Origin of the sequence: Sporosarcina ureae, assembly GCF_002109325.1 — a bacterium.
GTDB classification, from domain to species: domain Bacteria; phylum Bacillota; class Bacilli; order Bacillales_A; family Planococcaceae; genus Sporosarcina; species Sporosarcina ureae_C.
The window spans coordinates 1893206-1909124 of the sequence record NZ_CP015348.1 but is presented as its reverse complement, the minus strand read 5'-3'; the positions used below and the strand labels follow the sequence as shown (position 1 = coordinate 1909124).

Annotated in this window: 15 protein-coding genes; all 15 read left to right on the top strand. The window is 40.5% G+C overall.

Translation table 11 applies throughout. The annotated features are described in order from the left end of the window. Positions 1 to 53: 53 nt before the first annotated feature. The 15 genes from rpsF to SporoP32a_RS09475 all read left to right on the top strand — a co-directional run bounded on the left by rpsF (position 54) and on the right by SporoP32a_RS09475 (position 15864). On the top strand, positions 54 to 341 hold the full coding sequence (rpsF, locus tag SporoP32a_RS09545) for a 30S ribosomal protein S6 (protein ID WP_085132250.1): 288 nt from the start codon (positions 54 to 56) through the stop codon (positions 339 to 341). Positions 342 to 388: 47 nt separating this feature from the next. Next, positions 389 to 910, top strand: a complete 522-nt coding sequence (gene ssb, locus SporoP32a_RS09540) for a single-stranded DNA-binding protein (protein WP_085427687.1) — start codon at positions 389 to 391, stop codon at positions 908 to 910. Positions 911 to 956: 46 nt separating this feature from the next. Further along, the gene (gene rpsR / locus SporoP32a_RS09535; RefSeq protein ID WP_029054370.1) at positions 957 to 1193 is read left to right on the top strand and encodes a 30S ribosomal protein S18; all 237 of its coding nucleotides are present in this window, start codon (positions 957 to 959) and stop codon (positions 1191 to 1193) included. Positions 1194 to 1443: 250 nt separating this feature from the next. Beyond that, on the top strand, positions 1444 to 2382 hold the full coding sequence (locus SporoP32a_RS09530; protein WP_085427686.1) for a DUF2232 domain-containing protein: 939 nt from the start codon (positions 1444 to 1446) through the stop codon (positions 2380 to 2382). A gap of 11 nt (positions 2383 to 2393) precedes the next feature. Next, on the top strand, positions 2394 to 4367 hold the full coding sequence (locus tag SporoP32a_RS09525) for a DHH family phosphoesterase (protein ID WP_085427685.1): 1974 nt from the start codon (positions 2394 to 2396) through the stop codon (positions 4365 to 4367). Next, complete coding sequence (rplI, locus tag SporoP32a_RS09520; protein WP_085132246.1) at positions 4367 to 4813, top strand: 50S ribosomal protein L9; 447 nt, start codon at positions 4367 to 4369, stop codon at positions 4811 to 4813. The genes SporoP32a_RS09525 and rplI overlap by 1 nt, the downstream gene beginning before the upstream one ends. A gap of 24 nt (positions 4814 to 4837) precedes the next feature. Further along, complete coding sequence (gene dnaB / locus SporoP32a_RS09515) at positions 4838 to 6187, top strand: replicative DNA helicase (protein ID WP_369823290.1); 1350 nt, start codon at positions 4838 to 4840, stop codon at positions 6185 to 6187. A 247-nt stretch (positions 6188 to 6434) separates the two neighbouring features. After that, positions 6435 to 7145: a response regulator YycF gene (gene yycF, locus SporoP32a_RS09510; RefSeq protein ID WP_085427683.1), complete on the top strand. Its 711-nt coding sequence runs from the start codon at positions 6435 to 6437 to the stop codon at positions 7143 to 7145. 6 nt (positions 7146 to 7151) lie between these two features. Then, entirely contained in the window at positions 7152 to 8975 is a 1824-nt protein-coding gene (walK, locus tag SporoP32a_RS09505) for a cell wall metabolism sensor histidine kinase WalK (protein WP_085427682.1), read from the top strand. Next, positions 8966 to 10297, top strand: coding sequence for a YycH family regulatory protein (locus SporoP32a_RS09500; RefSeq protein ID WP_085427681.1), 1332 nt, complete (start codon positions 8966 to 8968; stop codon positions 10295 to 10297). Before walK ends, SporoP32a_RS09500 begins: the two co-directional genes overlap by 10 nt. Further along, positions 10284 to 11096, top strand: a complete 813-nt coding sequence (locus SporoP32a_RS09495; protein ID WP_085427680.1) for a two-component system regulatory protein YycI — start codon at positions 10284 to 10286, stop codon at positions 11094 to 11096. The genes SporoP32a_RS09500 and SporoP32a_RS09495 overlap by 14 nt, the downstream gene beginning before the upstream one ends. A gap of 11 nt (positions 11097 to 11107) precedes the next feature. After that, positions 11108 to 11896: an MBL fold metallo-hydrolase gene (locus SporoP32a_RS09490; protein ID WP_085427679.1), complete on the top strand. Its 789-nt coding sequence runs from the start codon at positions 11108 to 11110 to the stop codon at positions 11894 to 11896. A 106-nt stretch (positions 11897 to 12002) separates the two neighbouring features. Then, complete coding sequence (locus tag SporoP32a_RS09485) at positions 12003 to 13247, top strand: S1C family serine protease (RefSeq protein WP_085427678.1); 1245 nt, start codon at positions 12003 to 12005, stop codon at positions 13245 to 13247. Between the two features lie 411 nt (positions 13248 to 13658). Beyond that, positions 13659 to 14138 carry a 23S rRNA (pseudouridine(1915)-N(3))-methyltransferase RlmH gene (gene rlmH / locus SporoP32a_RS09480; RefSeq protein ID WP_085427677.1) on the top strand — a complete coding sequence of 160 codons (480 nt, stop codon included), beginning with the start codon at positions 13659 to 13661 and terminating at the stop codon, positions 14136 to 14138. 88 nt (positions 14139 to 14226) lie between these two features. After that, positions 14227 to 15864, top strand: coding sequence for an RNA-binding domain-containing protein (locus tag SporoP32a_RS09475; RefSeq protein ID WP_085427676.1), 1638 nt, complete (start codon positions 14227 to 14229; stop codon positions 15862 to 15864). Positions 15865 to 15919: the final 55 nt, after the last annotated feature.

Genomic DNA, 15919 nt, shown 5'->3' with positions numbered 1-15919 from the left:
CTCCTTGCCCACTTGTAAAAGTAGGGCCCAAGTCCATAAGGAGGTGACTATTGATGAGAAAGTACGAAATTATGTACATTATGCGCCCAACTCTTGAAGAGGACGCGAAAAAAGCGTTGATTGAACGTTTTGATACTGTCCTAACTTCAAACGGAGCGGAAATCATCGAGTCGAAAGAGTGGGGCAAGCGTCGTCTTGCTTACGAAATCGACGACTTACGTGAAGGTTACTACCAATTAGTAACTGCTAACGCTGGTGCTGAAGCAATCGATGAATTTACACGTCTAGCGAACATCAACGAAGGTATCATTCGTCATATGACAATTCGTGTAGATGCGTAATCTGATATAAAATTTAAAAATCTATGATGAGGGAGGTTTGATTCTGAATGATAAACCGTGTCGTTTTAGTTGGTCGATTAACAAAAGATCCTGAGCTGAAGTATACACAGACTGGAATCGCTGTAACTCGTTTCACACTTGCAGTGAACCGTGCGTTCGCTAACGCGCAAGGAGAGCGAGAAGCCGATTTCATCACATGTGTTGCTTGGCGTAAACAGGCTGAAAATATCGCGAATTACTTACGAAAAGGAAGTCTAGCTGGAGTGGATGGCCGTATACAGACGGGCAGCTTCGAAGGTCAAGACGGTAAGCGCGTTTACACGACAGAAGTTGTTGCGGACAGTACTCAATTCCTGGAGCCGAAGAGTTCTAATACAGAACGGCAGCAGACACCATCTTATGGTGGTGGAGCACCTTCGTATAATGCACCTTCTCAAGACCAGGGACAAGGATACAATAACCAGCAATCCTACCAACCGAATCAGCAAAATATGACACGTGTCGATAATGATCCATTCCAACCAGGCGGCGGTCCGATTGAAGTAACAGATGACGACTTGCCATTCTGATAGAACGGTTCACTTGATAACGTAAATAGGAAGGAGGACAACAATTATGGCACCACGTCGTGGAGGTCGCAAACGCCGTAAGGTTTGCTACTTTACTTCTAACCACATCACACACATCGACTATAAAGATGTAGATTTGTTGAAGAAGTTTATCTCTGAGCGCGGAAAGATGTTGCCTCGTCGAGTTACTGGTACAAGCGCTAAATACCAACGTAAATTGACGGTAGCAATCAAACGTGCACGCATTATGGCACTTCTTCCGTTCGTATCTGAAGAGCGGTAATATATAAACCACCACTGACTGAGTTACTCAGTCAGTGGTGGTTTTTTATTTATACAAAATGCAATAGTAGATTATTCACTACATATCCAATTTGCTGGAAACGACAACTGCCTGTATTTTTGATTTCACATCGAATCGTGATACAATTAGAAGGATGAATGTAGCTTTATATGAATTAAGGAATGTAACACTTTGTCTCCTAATTACTGATTGGTGGCAAAAGAAGCAATGAATGAATTGAGGCGTAAATATGCAAGATCAAGCAAGTAGAATTACGTATGGTGCGATGATGGTAGCACTCTTCGCTATATTACTGGCAATGACTTTGTACGTGCCATTACTTGGGTTATTGACAATATTGCTAGTTCCATTGCCCATTACGATTTATCGTTTGCGTTATGACCGAGTCTCCACGCTGATGGTTGCTGTGTGTACATGGCTTATCACATTATTGATTGGCGGATTACTTTCCATTCCAGCAGCAATTGTATTGAGCGCAGTTGGATTCATAATTGGAGATACTGTACGGACAGGCAAGACAAAGCTTTATGTATTTATGGCAACAGGCGTCACGTTGCTCATCTCACTAAGCTTATTGTATCTCGGTACTGTCTGGTTCATGAAAATTAATCCGATCGAACAGTTGCTACAACAATTTGAAGCTATACAGCAAGAAGCGTTTGTAATACTCTCTGGAATGGGAAGTTCAACGAAGGATATGGAACGGACTGTGGCAGAGGCGTTTACGTATTATCAAACCATTGTGCCTTCGCTGTTTATTTTATCTACCTTCGTGGTGGCCTATATGTTTATCATGCCCATCTTAGCGGTAGCGAAACGCTTACGTTTTGAAGTTCCTAAATTTGCCTCTTTCCTTAACATGCGCCTACCATTTGCAACGGTAGTAGCCTATCTAGTGTTGCTATTGGTTTCCATCTTATCGCAACCGGAACAAGGGACGACATTTTATCTAATGGAGGCAAATGCCATTCTCATCTTTAGATTCTTATTCTTCTTACAAGGTTTGGCGCTGATTTATTATGCATTGCGCAAGATGAAGCTTCCATTGATCGTCAATGTGCTAGCTACATTATTTGCCATGTTCCTCAGTCCCTTCACCGTTATGCTAGGTGTTTTGGATATCGCCATTAACATTCGTACATGGATAGATAAAGACAAGAGAGCGTAGGAGATGAGACAGTGAATATATTTTATAAAAAACGAGCGATACGGATCCCACTAGCCATCTTATCACTGCTTGGGGGAGTAGGTTCTGTACTCCTGATGCTATTGAACTTTTGGGTTGGCCTATTTTTTGCGCTCGCCTATGCGCTCGCACTTGGAGTTGCCTGGAAAGTAGAGAATGATAGCTATCTGGAAACCGAGAAGTATATAGAGACCCTATCCTATCGAATGAAAAAGGTAGGGGAAGAAGCGTTACTGGAATTACCCATTGGGATTATCTTGCTCAATGATAAGCAATTAATTGAATGGGTCAACCCATTTATAAACTCTATCTATCCAGACAAAACTTGGATTGGATCACAACTTTACGAGATGAACGAATCATTCCGTCAAGTAATTAAAGAAGACAGTGAGCAAGACGTTATCGTATTAAATGATCGCTCATATCGTGTGTACTTTAAGCCCGAAGAAAAGTTACTCTATCTATTTGACGTAACGGAGCGCGTGAAGATTCAATCCCTTTATTATGCTGATAGAACGACAATTGGAATTCTATTGGTTGATAACTATGATGAACTATCTCAGACGATGGATGATCAAACACGAAGCCAGATGAATTCCCTTGTTACGTCTTTAGTTAACCAATGGGCGGATGAGTATGGAGTATTTGTTAAACGAATATCATCTGAACGCTTTTTAGCAGTGTTTAACGAAGGGACGCTTGAACAATTAGAAAGAACCAAGTTTGCATTGCTTGATACGATTCGTGAGAACACGTCTAAACATAGCGTACCTCTTACGATGAGTATTGGGGTAGGTACAGGAACAACGTCGCTTACAGAGCTTGGTGAGCTGGCACAGTCGAGTCTTGACTTGGTTCTAGGACGTGGCGGAGACCAAGTAGCAATTAAGCACCATGACGGAAAATTGAAATTCTATGGGGGTAAAACAAACCCAGTAGAAAAACGTACGCGTGTGCGTGCACGCGTTATCTCACATGCTTTACGTGATTTAATCCAGGATAGTGACCGCGTCTTTGTTATGGGTCATAAAATGCCGGACATGGATGCCATTGGTGCATCGATTGGTGTACGTAAGATGGCGCGTATGAACGGTGTAGAAGGATATGTTGTTGTTAATTTTGACCAGCTCGATGCTAGCGTCAGTCGTCTGATGGATGAGGTACAGCAAGATGAAGAACTATATGATCATATGTTAATGCCTGAAGAAGCATTGGAATTGATGACAGAGCGTTCGTTAGTCGTTATAGTCGATACGCATAAGCCAAGCATGGTTATTGAAGAACGTGTACTGGAGAAGGCGCAGAAAGTCGTATTGATCGACCATCATCGACGCGGTGAAGAGTTTATCAATAATACTGTGCTCGTCTATATGGAGCCGTACGCGTCTTCTACGGCAGAACTTGTGACTGAATTGCTCGAGTATCAGCCGAAAAATGAAAAATTGACGATGCTGGAATCCACTGCCATGCTTGCAGGGATTGTGGTGGATACGAAAAGCTTCACACTTAGAACAGGTGCTAGGACATTCGAAGCTGCTTCCTATTTGCGAACGCATGGCGCAGACACGATACTAGTGCAACGTCTACTGAAAGAAGATATCACGACATATATTGAACGTTCAAAACTGATTGAGACTGTTGAATTTGCAGGGAATGGAGATATTGCGATTGCGAAAGGGCAAGAGGACGTTGTGCATAGTTCCGTATTGATTGCTCAAACGGCAGATATACTCCTAACGATGCAAGGCATCTCAGCATCCTTTGTTGTCGCGAAGCGTGATGACGGGAAAATTGGTATCAGTGCCCGCTCATTAGGTGAGTTGAATGTTCAAGTCATAATGGAAGACATGGGTGGTGGCGGTCACTTAACAAACGCGGCCTGCCAATTAGGTGTAGAGACAATAGATGAAGCCATAATTCTGTTAAAGAATACACTAGATCAATACGTAGAGAGGGGAAATGAATGATGAAAGTTATTTTTTTGAAGGACGTTAAAGGAAAAGGTAAAAAAGGTGAAGTGAAAGAGGTTTCAACAGGCTACGCACAAAACTTTTTATTGAAAAATAATGTAGCGGTTGAAGCAACGCCAGGTAATTTAAGTAAGTTGCAAGGCCAGAAGGAACGTCAGAAGAAAGATGCAGCTGCAGAGTTGGCAGAAGCTAAAGAATTAAAAGAGCAAGTTGAAAAGCTGACTGTAGAGCTACAGGCAAAAACTGGCGAAGACGGTCGTCTATTTGGTTCTATTACGTCCAAACAAATTGGACAAGCGTTGGAAAAGCAAAACAAAATTAAAGTTGACCGCCGTAAGATGGAATTACCTGAGCCAATCCGTGCACTTGGCTTTACAAATGTTCCGATCAAATTGCACCCTGATGTAACAGCTACACTTAAAGTGCATGTTACAGAAGAATGATAAGGAGATAATAGCTTGAACCAGATGATCGAGCGCACACCTCCGCATAACAACGAAGCAGAGCAGTCGGTTCTTGGGGCAATATTTTTAGAGCCACAGGCACTGATTACCGCATCTGAAATATTGTTGCCGGAAGACTTTTATCGGATCGCGCATAAAAAGATTTTCGAAACCATGCTTGTATTGAACGACAGAGGTCAACCAGTCGATTTGGTGACAATCGCCGAAGAGCTCAAAGTGAAAAATGAGCTCGAAGACGTCGGGGGCATTTCATATATTACAGAGCTTGCCAACGCGGTTCCGACTGCAGCAAACATTGTCTATTATGCAAACATTGTGGAAGAAAAAGCTTTGTTGCGCAGATTGATTCGCGTTGCAACTGATATTGTGGAAGATGGCTACACCCGGGAAGACGAAGTAGAAGCCTTACTTGGTGAAGCCGAGAAGAAAATGATGGAAGTATCCAATCGAAAAAACGCAGGTGACTTCCGTCATATTAAAGATGTACTAGTAGAGACGTATGACAATATTGAATTATTGCATACACGTAAAGGTGATGTAACGGGTATTCCAACCGGATTCCGTGACTTGGATAAGATTACAGCAGGCTTCCAACGTAATGACTTGATCATCGTGGCGGCTCGTCCTTCCGTCGGTAAGACTGCGTTTGCGTTGAACGTGGCGCAAAACGTGGCAACCAAGACAGATGAAAATGTTGCGATTTTTAGTCTCGAGATGGGAGCGGAACAGCTCGTTATGCGTATGCTCTGTGCAGAAGGAAACATAGATGCGCAAGTGCTTCGTACGGGGAATCTTGAAGCCGATGACTGGCGCAAGCTGACTATGGCGATGGGATCGTTATCCAATGCAGGAATTTTCATTGATGACAGCCCAGGTATCCGTATCAATGAAATACGTTCAAAATGCAGACGACTTCAACAAGAACACGGTCTAGGTATGATCATGATCGACTACTTGCAGCTGATCATGGGAAGCGGACGTGGCAGTGATAACCGTCAGCAAGAAGTATCTGAGATCTCCCGTTCACTGAAAGCCTTGGCGCGGGAATTGAAAATTCCAGTCATCGCACTATCTCAGCTATCACGGGGAGTAGAGCAACGCCAAGATAAGCGCCCTATGATGTCCGATCTTCGGGAATCTGGAAGTATTGAGCAAGATGCCGATATCGTCTCCTTCCTCTACCGGGAAGACTACTATGACAAAGAAACTGAAATGCAAAACATGATTGAAATCATTATTGCCAAGCAACGTAACGGCCCAACTGGTACTGTTACCTTGGCATTTGCAAAGGAATACAATAAATTTCTTAATATTGACTGGAGTCAGCATGAATCACCTCCGTCTTACGAATAAAACAGCACGCTCTTCTTCTACGACTGTAGAAAGAGCGTGCTGTTTTTTCATCGTTCCAAGCTAGCCACCCCTATCTGAAAAAGTGCGAATTCACACAAATCATGATAGAGTTAAAGGATATGGAATGATATATTTCAGCTTTAGAATAAGGTTGTACCCATAGAAAAGATCGTTAAGTGTTCGTTGTGCCGTATAAGTGTACAACGTCCAAAATTCATTGCCAATTATGGCTAGAAAGGAAAAAATCATGCAAAATAAAACAATATTTATCGTAGACGATGAAAAACCCATCGCAGACATTATAGAATTCAATCTGAAAAAGGAGGGCTTCAACGTCTTTTGTGCATATGACGGTGAAGATGCCATTAATCGCGTAGAAGAAATCCAGCCAGACCTTATGCTTCTAGATATCATGCTGCCTAAACGCGACGGCATGGAGGTGTGTAGAGAAGTACGGAAAAAACATGATTTCCCTATCATCATGCTGACTGCAAAGGACTCGGAAATTGATAAGGTTTTAGGGCTTGAGCTAGGCGCAGACGATTATGTAACCAAGCCGTTCGGAACAAGAGAATTAATTGCTCGTGTTAAGGCTAATTTGCGTCGTCATGCAAGAACGATCGCAGAGGACCAGGAAGAAGAAACGAATGATATCACTGTAGGACAACTGGTCATCCAACCGGACGCATACTTCGTTCAAAAGCGTGGTACTACAATTGAACTAACGCATCGTGAATTTGAATTACTGTATTACTTGGCAAAACATATCGGTCAGGTAATGACACGTGAACACTTACTACAAACTGTATGGGGCTATGATTACTTCGGTGATGTACGAACCGTTGATGTAACGATTCGACGCCTTCGTGAAAAGATTGAAGATACACCAAGCCATCCAAGCTGGATTGTTACAAGACGCGGTGTAGGCTATTACTTACGCGACCCGGAACAGGAGTAAACCACTATGCATAAGGTAGGTTTTTTTCGATCGATTCAAGTCAAATTTGTCTTGATCTACGTCTTGCTTATTCTTGTGTCTATGCAGATTATTGGGTTATATTTTGCTCGTGAACTGGAACAAACACTAAAAGATAATTTTACAAATTCGATTGTAGACCGGATGAATTTAGTCGAGTTCAGTGTAAAAGAAGAACTCATAAAAAAGCGGAATGATAACGATGTCACACTTGAACAAAGTTTAAAAGATGTGTTAGTCGAATTCACTTCAGACGATATTATTGAAATACGTGTCATCAACTCCAAATATCGAATTTTAGCTACAACTGCATACGAAAATCAGATGAAAGTTGGCCAACATTCAACGAATGATAATGTGCGTAAGTCCATTACATCAGGGAGTATAAAAGACATCATCACGCTTGATCCCAAGTCACATAATCGTGTACTTTCGTTAGCCCAACCGATTGAAAATGGCAATGAAATTATAGGATCACTCTATGTAGAAGCCAATATCGAATCAGTCTTCAAGCAAATTGAAGAAATCAATCGAATATTGGCGGGATCAGCAGCCGTTTCTCTCATCATTACGATTATAGTAGGGATCTTCATTGCAAGAGCATTCACCCGACCTATTTCAGATATGCGGCGACAAGCACAGGCAATGGCGAAAGGGAACTTCACCCGAAAGGTTAAAGTGTATGGAACGGATGAGATGGGTCAGCTGGCCATCGCATTTAATCACTTAACTAACCAGCTGCAAGAATCGCAATCCACCACTGAGAGCGAAAGGCGGAAGTTGGCATCTGTTCTGGAGAATATGACAGACGGAGTCATTTCAACCGATCGTAAAGGACGGGTGAGCCTGATTAACGACTCTGCCCTTCAAATGCTTGGTGTGACGAACGATCTTGTGATTAATCGACCAATCGCCAGTATTCTAGGTATTGATGAGGAATATACATTTGAAGAATTAATTCAAATGAAAGAATCCATTCCACTCGACTTCAGTACAGAAGACCAAGCGTATATTTTGCGTGCGACAATCTCCGTCACGCAACGTGAAACAGGGTTCGTCAACGGCTTGATCATTGTATTGCATGACAATACAGAGCAAGAAAAGATTGATATGGAACGTCGTGAATTTGTATCGAACGTTTCTCATGAATTACGCACACCGCTCACAACCATGCGAAGTTATCTGGACGCATTAGCGGAAGGTGCTTGGCGCAACGAAGAAATTGCGCCGAACTTCTTACGTGTCACGCAAAATGAAACGGAGCGAATGATCCGTCTCGTCAATGACTTGTTGAAACTATCACGTATGGATAGTAAAGAATACGAATTGAATAAAGAGTGGGTAGAATTTAACCGATTCTTTAATGCGGTTATAGAGCGTTTTGAATTCTCGAAGTCGCAAAATGTCCGATTCACACGAAATCTGTATTCAAGTAGTTTATTTGTGGAGATTGATACAGATAAATTAACACAAGTATTAGACAACATTATTTCTAATGCCTTGAAATATTCACCAGATGGCGGCGAAGTACGCTTCGGTGTAACCGTCTCGGGCGATTATATTAAAGTGATGATTTCAGATGATGGAATGGGTATTCCAAAATCTAATGTCAATCGAATTTTTGACCGATTTTATCGTGCCGATCGTGCGCGATCACGTGCACTTGGCGGAACCGGTCTCGGTCTTGCAATCGCTAAGGAAATGATTGTAGCGCATAAAGGAGAGATTTGGGCGCAGAGTGAAGAAGGGAAAGGGACAACCATCTTCTTCAAGCTTCCATTTGAACAACAAGAGGATGGTGAGTGGGATTGAAGTATATTGAACCAATTAAATCCATTGTATTACTGTTGCTCGTCTCGCTGAGCGTGTTGTTCACTATTGCAGTCTGGAATTATTCGCCGAATTATGAACCGATGGAACAAGTGCAGACTGTTGATATTTCCATTTCCGAAAAGAAAACGATTGATGAGATTATTAAACCGTATAAAATGATTACCAATTTAAAAGATCAGGTATTGGGCTCTGTGGACGTAGAAAAGATGGATACCATTCTGAATGAAATTAATTCATGGGAATTGTCTGAACTACAATTGGTAAGTCAAAAAATGAATAAGTTTGAGATTGCACAAATCCTTCGTCAACCTAGTCAAATGACACTTTACTTTCCAGGTGAAGTACCCATGCTCGTCTATGACAATGTATTGCTAGTTGATGACGCCAATATCCCTGAAGCCACCTTTAATCGTCTAGTGGTCGACTGGAGTCAATCTACGCAAGCGCCAGTCGTTCACTTGTTAAGTGAGGTAAGTGGTCTGCATTATAAGATACAAGTGACGCTGCCGAATAAAACAAACTTTCTACGTAATGTAATAGATGTAGGCCAATCATTTGATGAATATGCAGAAATTGACCGTGGCAATGCACCATTTCTAGCTGTACCGAATGATCCTGTGACGATTGCGCGCAATACGTATATTCAGGAAGAAATCAATCCAAATAAATTCCGCGATGCTTTGTTCAGTGAATCTAATAATGCAGTTCGGCGTAATCAAGTCGATGCAACGCATGAAGAGTATGGAGATGATCATGCATTCTTGAATATCGACACTGAAATTAAAAGATTGAATTATGTCATGCCTGCTGTAGAAAGTCAGGAAATTGCGATACCATCTGAATTGCTATTGAATACAATAGATTTCATTAATGAGCATGGTGGTTGGACGGATGAATTTCGATATGCCTATATGAATCCGATATCTCGTTACGTCCGGTTCCAGCTATATGTCGATGGCTTACCTGTTTTTAGCGATCAATCCGGCACAAATGAAATTACGGAAACATGGGGAAATGGCCGTGTGTTCAAATATATCCGACCTTATTACAAATTGGACTTGAAAATCGAGTCGAAACAGAACGAATTGCCTTCAGGAGTGGAAGTAGCGGAAGCATTGCGTGAATCGCAAGAGGTAGATTTTGACTTAATTGAAGAAATCACACCGGGCTATTATATGATCCAAGACGTCGAGCAAGAATTGATTGTTTTAGAACCTTGCTGGTATTACCTGATTAAAGATAACTGGTTACGCTTCGCTCCGGAAGAATCGCAAGGGGGTGGCATGATTGGATTGGAATAGAACTAAAACCATTTTTATCATTGTCTTTTCCATTCTGAACGTCTTCTTGTATTGGCTCTATCTAGATCGGCAATTAGATGTGGGAAATATGCAGGTTCTCAGTAAAACTTCCGTCGAAGATACTTTGAGGTTGGAAAATATTACGTACGAACCAATCCCATTTACTAAAAAAGAAGTATCGTATCTATCTGCGCATGTCGTAACATTCTCAAATGATGATTTGAAGAAATTAACGAATCAATCGTTCGTCTTAGTCGAAGAATCGCGGTTACTGTCCCATATGAAAAAGTCTGTTAAGGTGATCGATGACAAAGGCGAATATGGATTTGAGGAGTTCTTGGCGAAGTACGTGCTCAAAGGTGAAGATTACGTGCTCTGGGATATAGATAAAGAAGACCAGAATGCTGTATTCTTCCAACAAGTCAAGAATGAAACGATCTTTTACAGTCCCAACGCCATGCTCATCATGCACTGGGACAAGGATGGCAAAGTTACACATTACGAACAGCGCATGCTCGACGAGTTCTCAAGTTTTAATCAGAAAAAGGATTTACTATCACAAGATGATGCGGTTTCTTCGCTTGTTACACGTAGTTTATTGAAGCCAAATTCCACTGTTATGCAAGTCAAGTCAGGTTATTCGACACTTGTTCAGCTCACGGAAACGCAAGTATTTGCACCAACGTGGAATGTTCAGGTAAAATTGAAGGATGGAACTATTGAACAGCACTTCGTCAATGCGATTGAAGGAAAAGTCATCGAGTTCCAATCGGATATGTTAGAAGAACAAATAGAATAGGAGTTTTCTACATGCGATTTAGCATTTTGGCGAGTGGCAGTACAGGCAACTCGTTATATATAGAGACAGATGAGCACGCTTTTCTCGTAGATGCCGGCATGAGCGGTAAGAAAATTGAAGGTTTGCTCGGATCGATCAATCGCTCGATGAAACATATTGACGGCATTTTCGTCACACATGAACACAGTGATCATATTAAAGGAATTGGTGTACTTGCCCGGAAGTATAAAACACCCATCTATGCCAACGCAAAAACATGGCAGGCGATGGACGGACTAGTAGGAGAGATTCCTGTTGATCAGCGTTTCCATTTCGACATGGAAACGGTGAAAACATTTGGTTCACTGGATATCCAGTCATTTGCTGTATCCCATGACGCAGCAGACCCGATGTTCTATACGTTCAATGAAGGCGATCGTAAACTGGCAATCATCACCGACACAGGCTACGTTAGCGATCGTATGAAAGGCCACATCCAAGGCGCTGACAGCTTTGTATTCGAAAGCAATCACGATGTCAGTATGCTACAGATGGGACGTTACCCATGGTCGATCAAGCGTCGTATTTTAAGTGACGTGGGCCACGTATCAAATGAAGATGCAGCCGTTGCAATGAGTGAAGTGGTTGCTCAAAAAGAAGCGCATATTTATTTAGCCCATCTTAGCTTGGATAACAATATGAAAGACTTGGCGCGCATGAGCGTAGCACAGACCCTTGAAGACTGCGGCATTCGTGCAGGGGAATTTGTCCACTTGCATGATACGGATGCATCAGAATCCACGGAACTCGTGCTAGTCTAATGAAAATGCGAAAAGCCTTGCTAAATTAGTGAGGCTTTTTGCATTTTCAGATAGTCATTGGGGTACAGTACGTGTAGGAATACTTTCTGATAAGGAGGAAATGCGAATGGACGATGAAAGAAGAGAAGAAGGAAGAGAAGAAATGGAACGGCAACAGCCTATTCCACCGGTTGAAACGAAACGCGAACCAAAACGTAGAGGCAGTTTTTGGCCAGCTTTACTCGGTGCCTTATTGGGTGGAGTCATCGTATTTTCGGTCATGATGTACGCAACTGACTCATCAAGTACTAGTGATGTTGCTACGTCTAAAACAACGGAAGTCAAAAGCAACTCGGAACACGCCCAAGTATCAATGGACATCTCAAGCGAAGTTACGGATGTTGTAGGTGACGTTGCAAATGCTGTCGTTGGTATTACAAATATCCAGACGGTCCAAGACTTCTGGTCTTCCACAACGTCTACTCAAGAAGCTGGATCGGGTTCTGGTGTGCTGTATAAAAAAGAAGGTGACAAAGCATATATCGTCACCAATCACCACGTCGTAGAGAATTCCGAACAACTCGAAATTAGTTTTGATGACGGGACAAAGGTTGAAGGGAAGTTAATTGGCAGTGATCTGTGGACAGATTTAGCGGTTGTCGAAATTGATGCAGAACATGTTGATACAGTAATAGAATTCGGTGATTCCGATGCGTTAAAACGTGGGGAATCAGTTATTGCGATCGGTAATCCATTAGGACTTGGCTTTGCGGGATCCGTCACGGTTGGCGTAATTTCTGGTAAAGACCGATCCATTCCAATGGATCTCAACAAGGATGGAAACGTTGATTGGCAAGCAGACGTCTTGCAGACAGATGCAGCGATCAACCCAGGGAACTCGGGTGGCGCTTTAATTAATATGGCAGGTCAATTGATCGGGATTAACTCCATGAAAATCTCTGAGGCAACAGTAGAGGGAATCGGACTGGCTATTCCAATCAATATTGCATTACCGATTATCGAACACTTAGAAGAAACAGGACAAGTAAATCGACCGACAATGGGCGTATCGTTACTTGATCTTCAACAAATTCCTATTCAGCAACAGCAACAAACATTGAACTTACCTGAAAAGGTAACGGAAGGTGTCGTCGTAACAGATGTCATGCCGAATTCATCGGCAATACAAGCCGGAGTGAAGAAGTATGATACAATCGTTCAGCTGGATGAAGAGAAAGTGACGGATATGGTCAGTCTACGTAAGTATTTGTATAATAAAAAAGAAATTGGTGATCCATTGAAGATTACAGTTTATCGAGATGGAAAGAAACTGGACTTGGAAATGGTATTGAAAGACGGAAATACGTTCTAAGAGAATATACATTGTCCACATAGTGAACAACTTCTCGTCCACATCAGGCATCTAGCGAAAAAGCGCTACGATGCCTGATTTTTTTATGAAGTTATCCAATTGTGGATAAAATCAAAATAATGTGCATAATATTGTGTAAAATAAAATGTGTAATAAATAGTAAATAAATTTGAAGTGACAAGTGTTAAAGCCTTACAGAACAGTAGGTTAGAGCATTCGCATATTTGAAATGAAAAGTATTTTTCTATTCAAAACAAATAATGGTTGAAAAGTTATCCACAAAGTTGTGGTATACTAATTAAAGAATTTCACATGTAGTAGGGAACAAATAATCGAACACAATATGTAGACTAACCTGTGGATATGTGCATAAGTATTGTGGGTAACTTTTAGAGAGTGAGTGGATAAACTGTGAATATATCAATTGTCACCGTGGGTAAGTTAAAAGAGAAGTATTTGAAACAAGGAATAGAAGAGTATACAAAACGCCTAAATAGCTATGCAAAAATGCAATTAATTGAAGTGGCGGACGAAAAAGCACCAGAAACACTAAGTGATGCTGACATGGAAATTGTCAAAAAGAAAGAAGCTGATCGAATTTTGGCGAAGATTGCACCTGACGCACACGTCATTGCACTAGCAATCGACGGTAAAATGAAAACTTCTGAGGAATTTGCAGCTAGTCTTGATTCGTTGATGACGTATGGTAAAAGTAAGATTGTCTTTGTTATTGGCGGATCACTGGGTTTACATAGTAGTGTGCTACAGCGTTCGAATGAGAAGTTATCGTTTTCTAAGATGACATTTCCGCATCAGTTGATGAAGTTGGTGTTGGTGGAGCAGATTTATCGAGGGTTTCGGATTATTAAGGGGGAGCCTTATCATAAGTAAATTAGGTTTTTATTAGGCACACTTAAGTGTTTCCTTTTTACCTTCTAATCTTGGTATAATAGTCATATCAAGTTAGGAGGTGTATTCAATGGATATATTTGAAATAATCCAACAGGGTGAATCTAAGCATGTAGAGTTTAAAAGTTGGGTTAAAGCAAACAAGAAAGAACTTATGAATATTTTAACAAATGAATCTGTAGGATTTGCCAATACTGACGGTGGTATCATCTTAGTCGGGGTAGAAGACGATGGAGAAGTAACCGGATGTTTTGATTACGATGAACAAAATATTATTGAAAGCATTTATGACAAGACTATACCTAAGCTTTTTACTGATATTGATGTAATAAAGATTGATGGCAAAGAAATTTTTAAAATAAAAATTGAAAAGTCTCCAGAAATTGTAGCCACTTCAAAAGGTATTGTATATAAAAGATTAGGGAAAAATACAAAACCATTTTATCCATCAGAATATACCTCTAATAAAATTAAAGGATTTAAAGGCGACTACTCTGCAAAAATTATCGAACCGACGACTAAAGATGATATAGACTTTACGGAAGTAGAGCGATTGAAACTAAAAATACAATCTCGTGATAAAGAGTCTACTTTATATCAATCAGATAATATCACCTTTCTAAAGGATTTACGCTTAGTAGATGTTGTTGATAATGAAATTCAGTTAACTGTAGCGGGGGTGTTATTTATTGGTACAAAAGAAGCGATTGCTAAATATATGCCACAAGCGGAAATAATAATTCTTACTTATAGCGATGGGCAAACGGAATATAATAAGCGTTTAGAGCTAAAAATCCCTTTAATTCAAATTGTAGATAGAATTCAACAATTTTTCGAAGACAGGAACGGAATTAAAAATATACAGATGGGCCTATTTAAATTAGAAGTCCAAGATTATCCTATCAATGTATTTCAAGAAGCCCTTCTTAATGCTATCTCACATCGTGATTATGAGAGTAATTCGTCAATTTTTATTAAATTTTTTCCTAACGAAATTATTATTGAAAACCCTGGCGCGTTTCCGTCTGGAGTTGACAGTACTAATATTATTACACATCCTTCATCGCCGAGAAACAAATTGATTGCAGAAACACTTCAAAAGCTAAAATACGTTCAACGTTCTGGTCAAGGTGTAGATATAATTTTTAAGGATATGCTTTCCTTAGGAAAATCAGCCCCTGAATATAATTTGTATTCTGAGGCAGTAAGTTTAACGTTAAGAAGTAGCTTAGAAGATATAGAATTTTTGAAGTTTATTACTAAAGAGCAAGAAAATAATGGGGAGTTTTCAGTTTCAGAAATTTGCATCTTAAAATACATTAAATCTAATAAAACGATAACTCTAAATAAGGCTGCAGAAGTGGCTCAAATTACAATTCAATCAGCATCAAATGTTTTAAGTAAACTTTGTCAAAAAAGAAACATTCTACAAAGAGAAGCAAGAAATAAATATATGTTTACCCATCGAGTGTATGAAAGTTTAGATGATAATATTGAGTATACAAAAGACAAAGATTTTGATGAAATACAAGCTAAAACAATGATTATTGAATATTTGAATAAAAATGGTTCGATTACTCGTCCTGATGTCGAAAGATTGTGTGGCTTTTCATCTACAAGTAGTAAACGTATTTTACAACGTTTAAGGGATGAGAAAGTTATTGTTTTAGAAGGTAGAGCAAGGGCAAGTTTTTATAGATTAAAATGATATTTAGCAGATTGTTAGTGAACAAATGAACCGATTCTGGACTGATACTATAAAA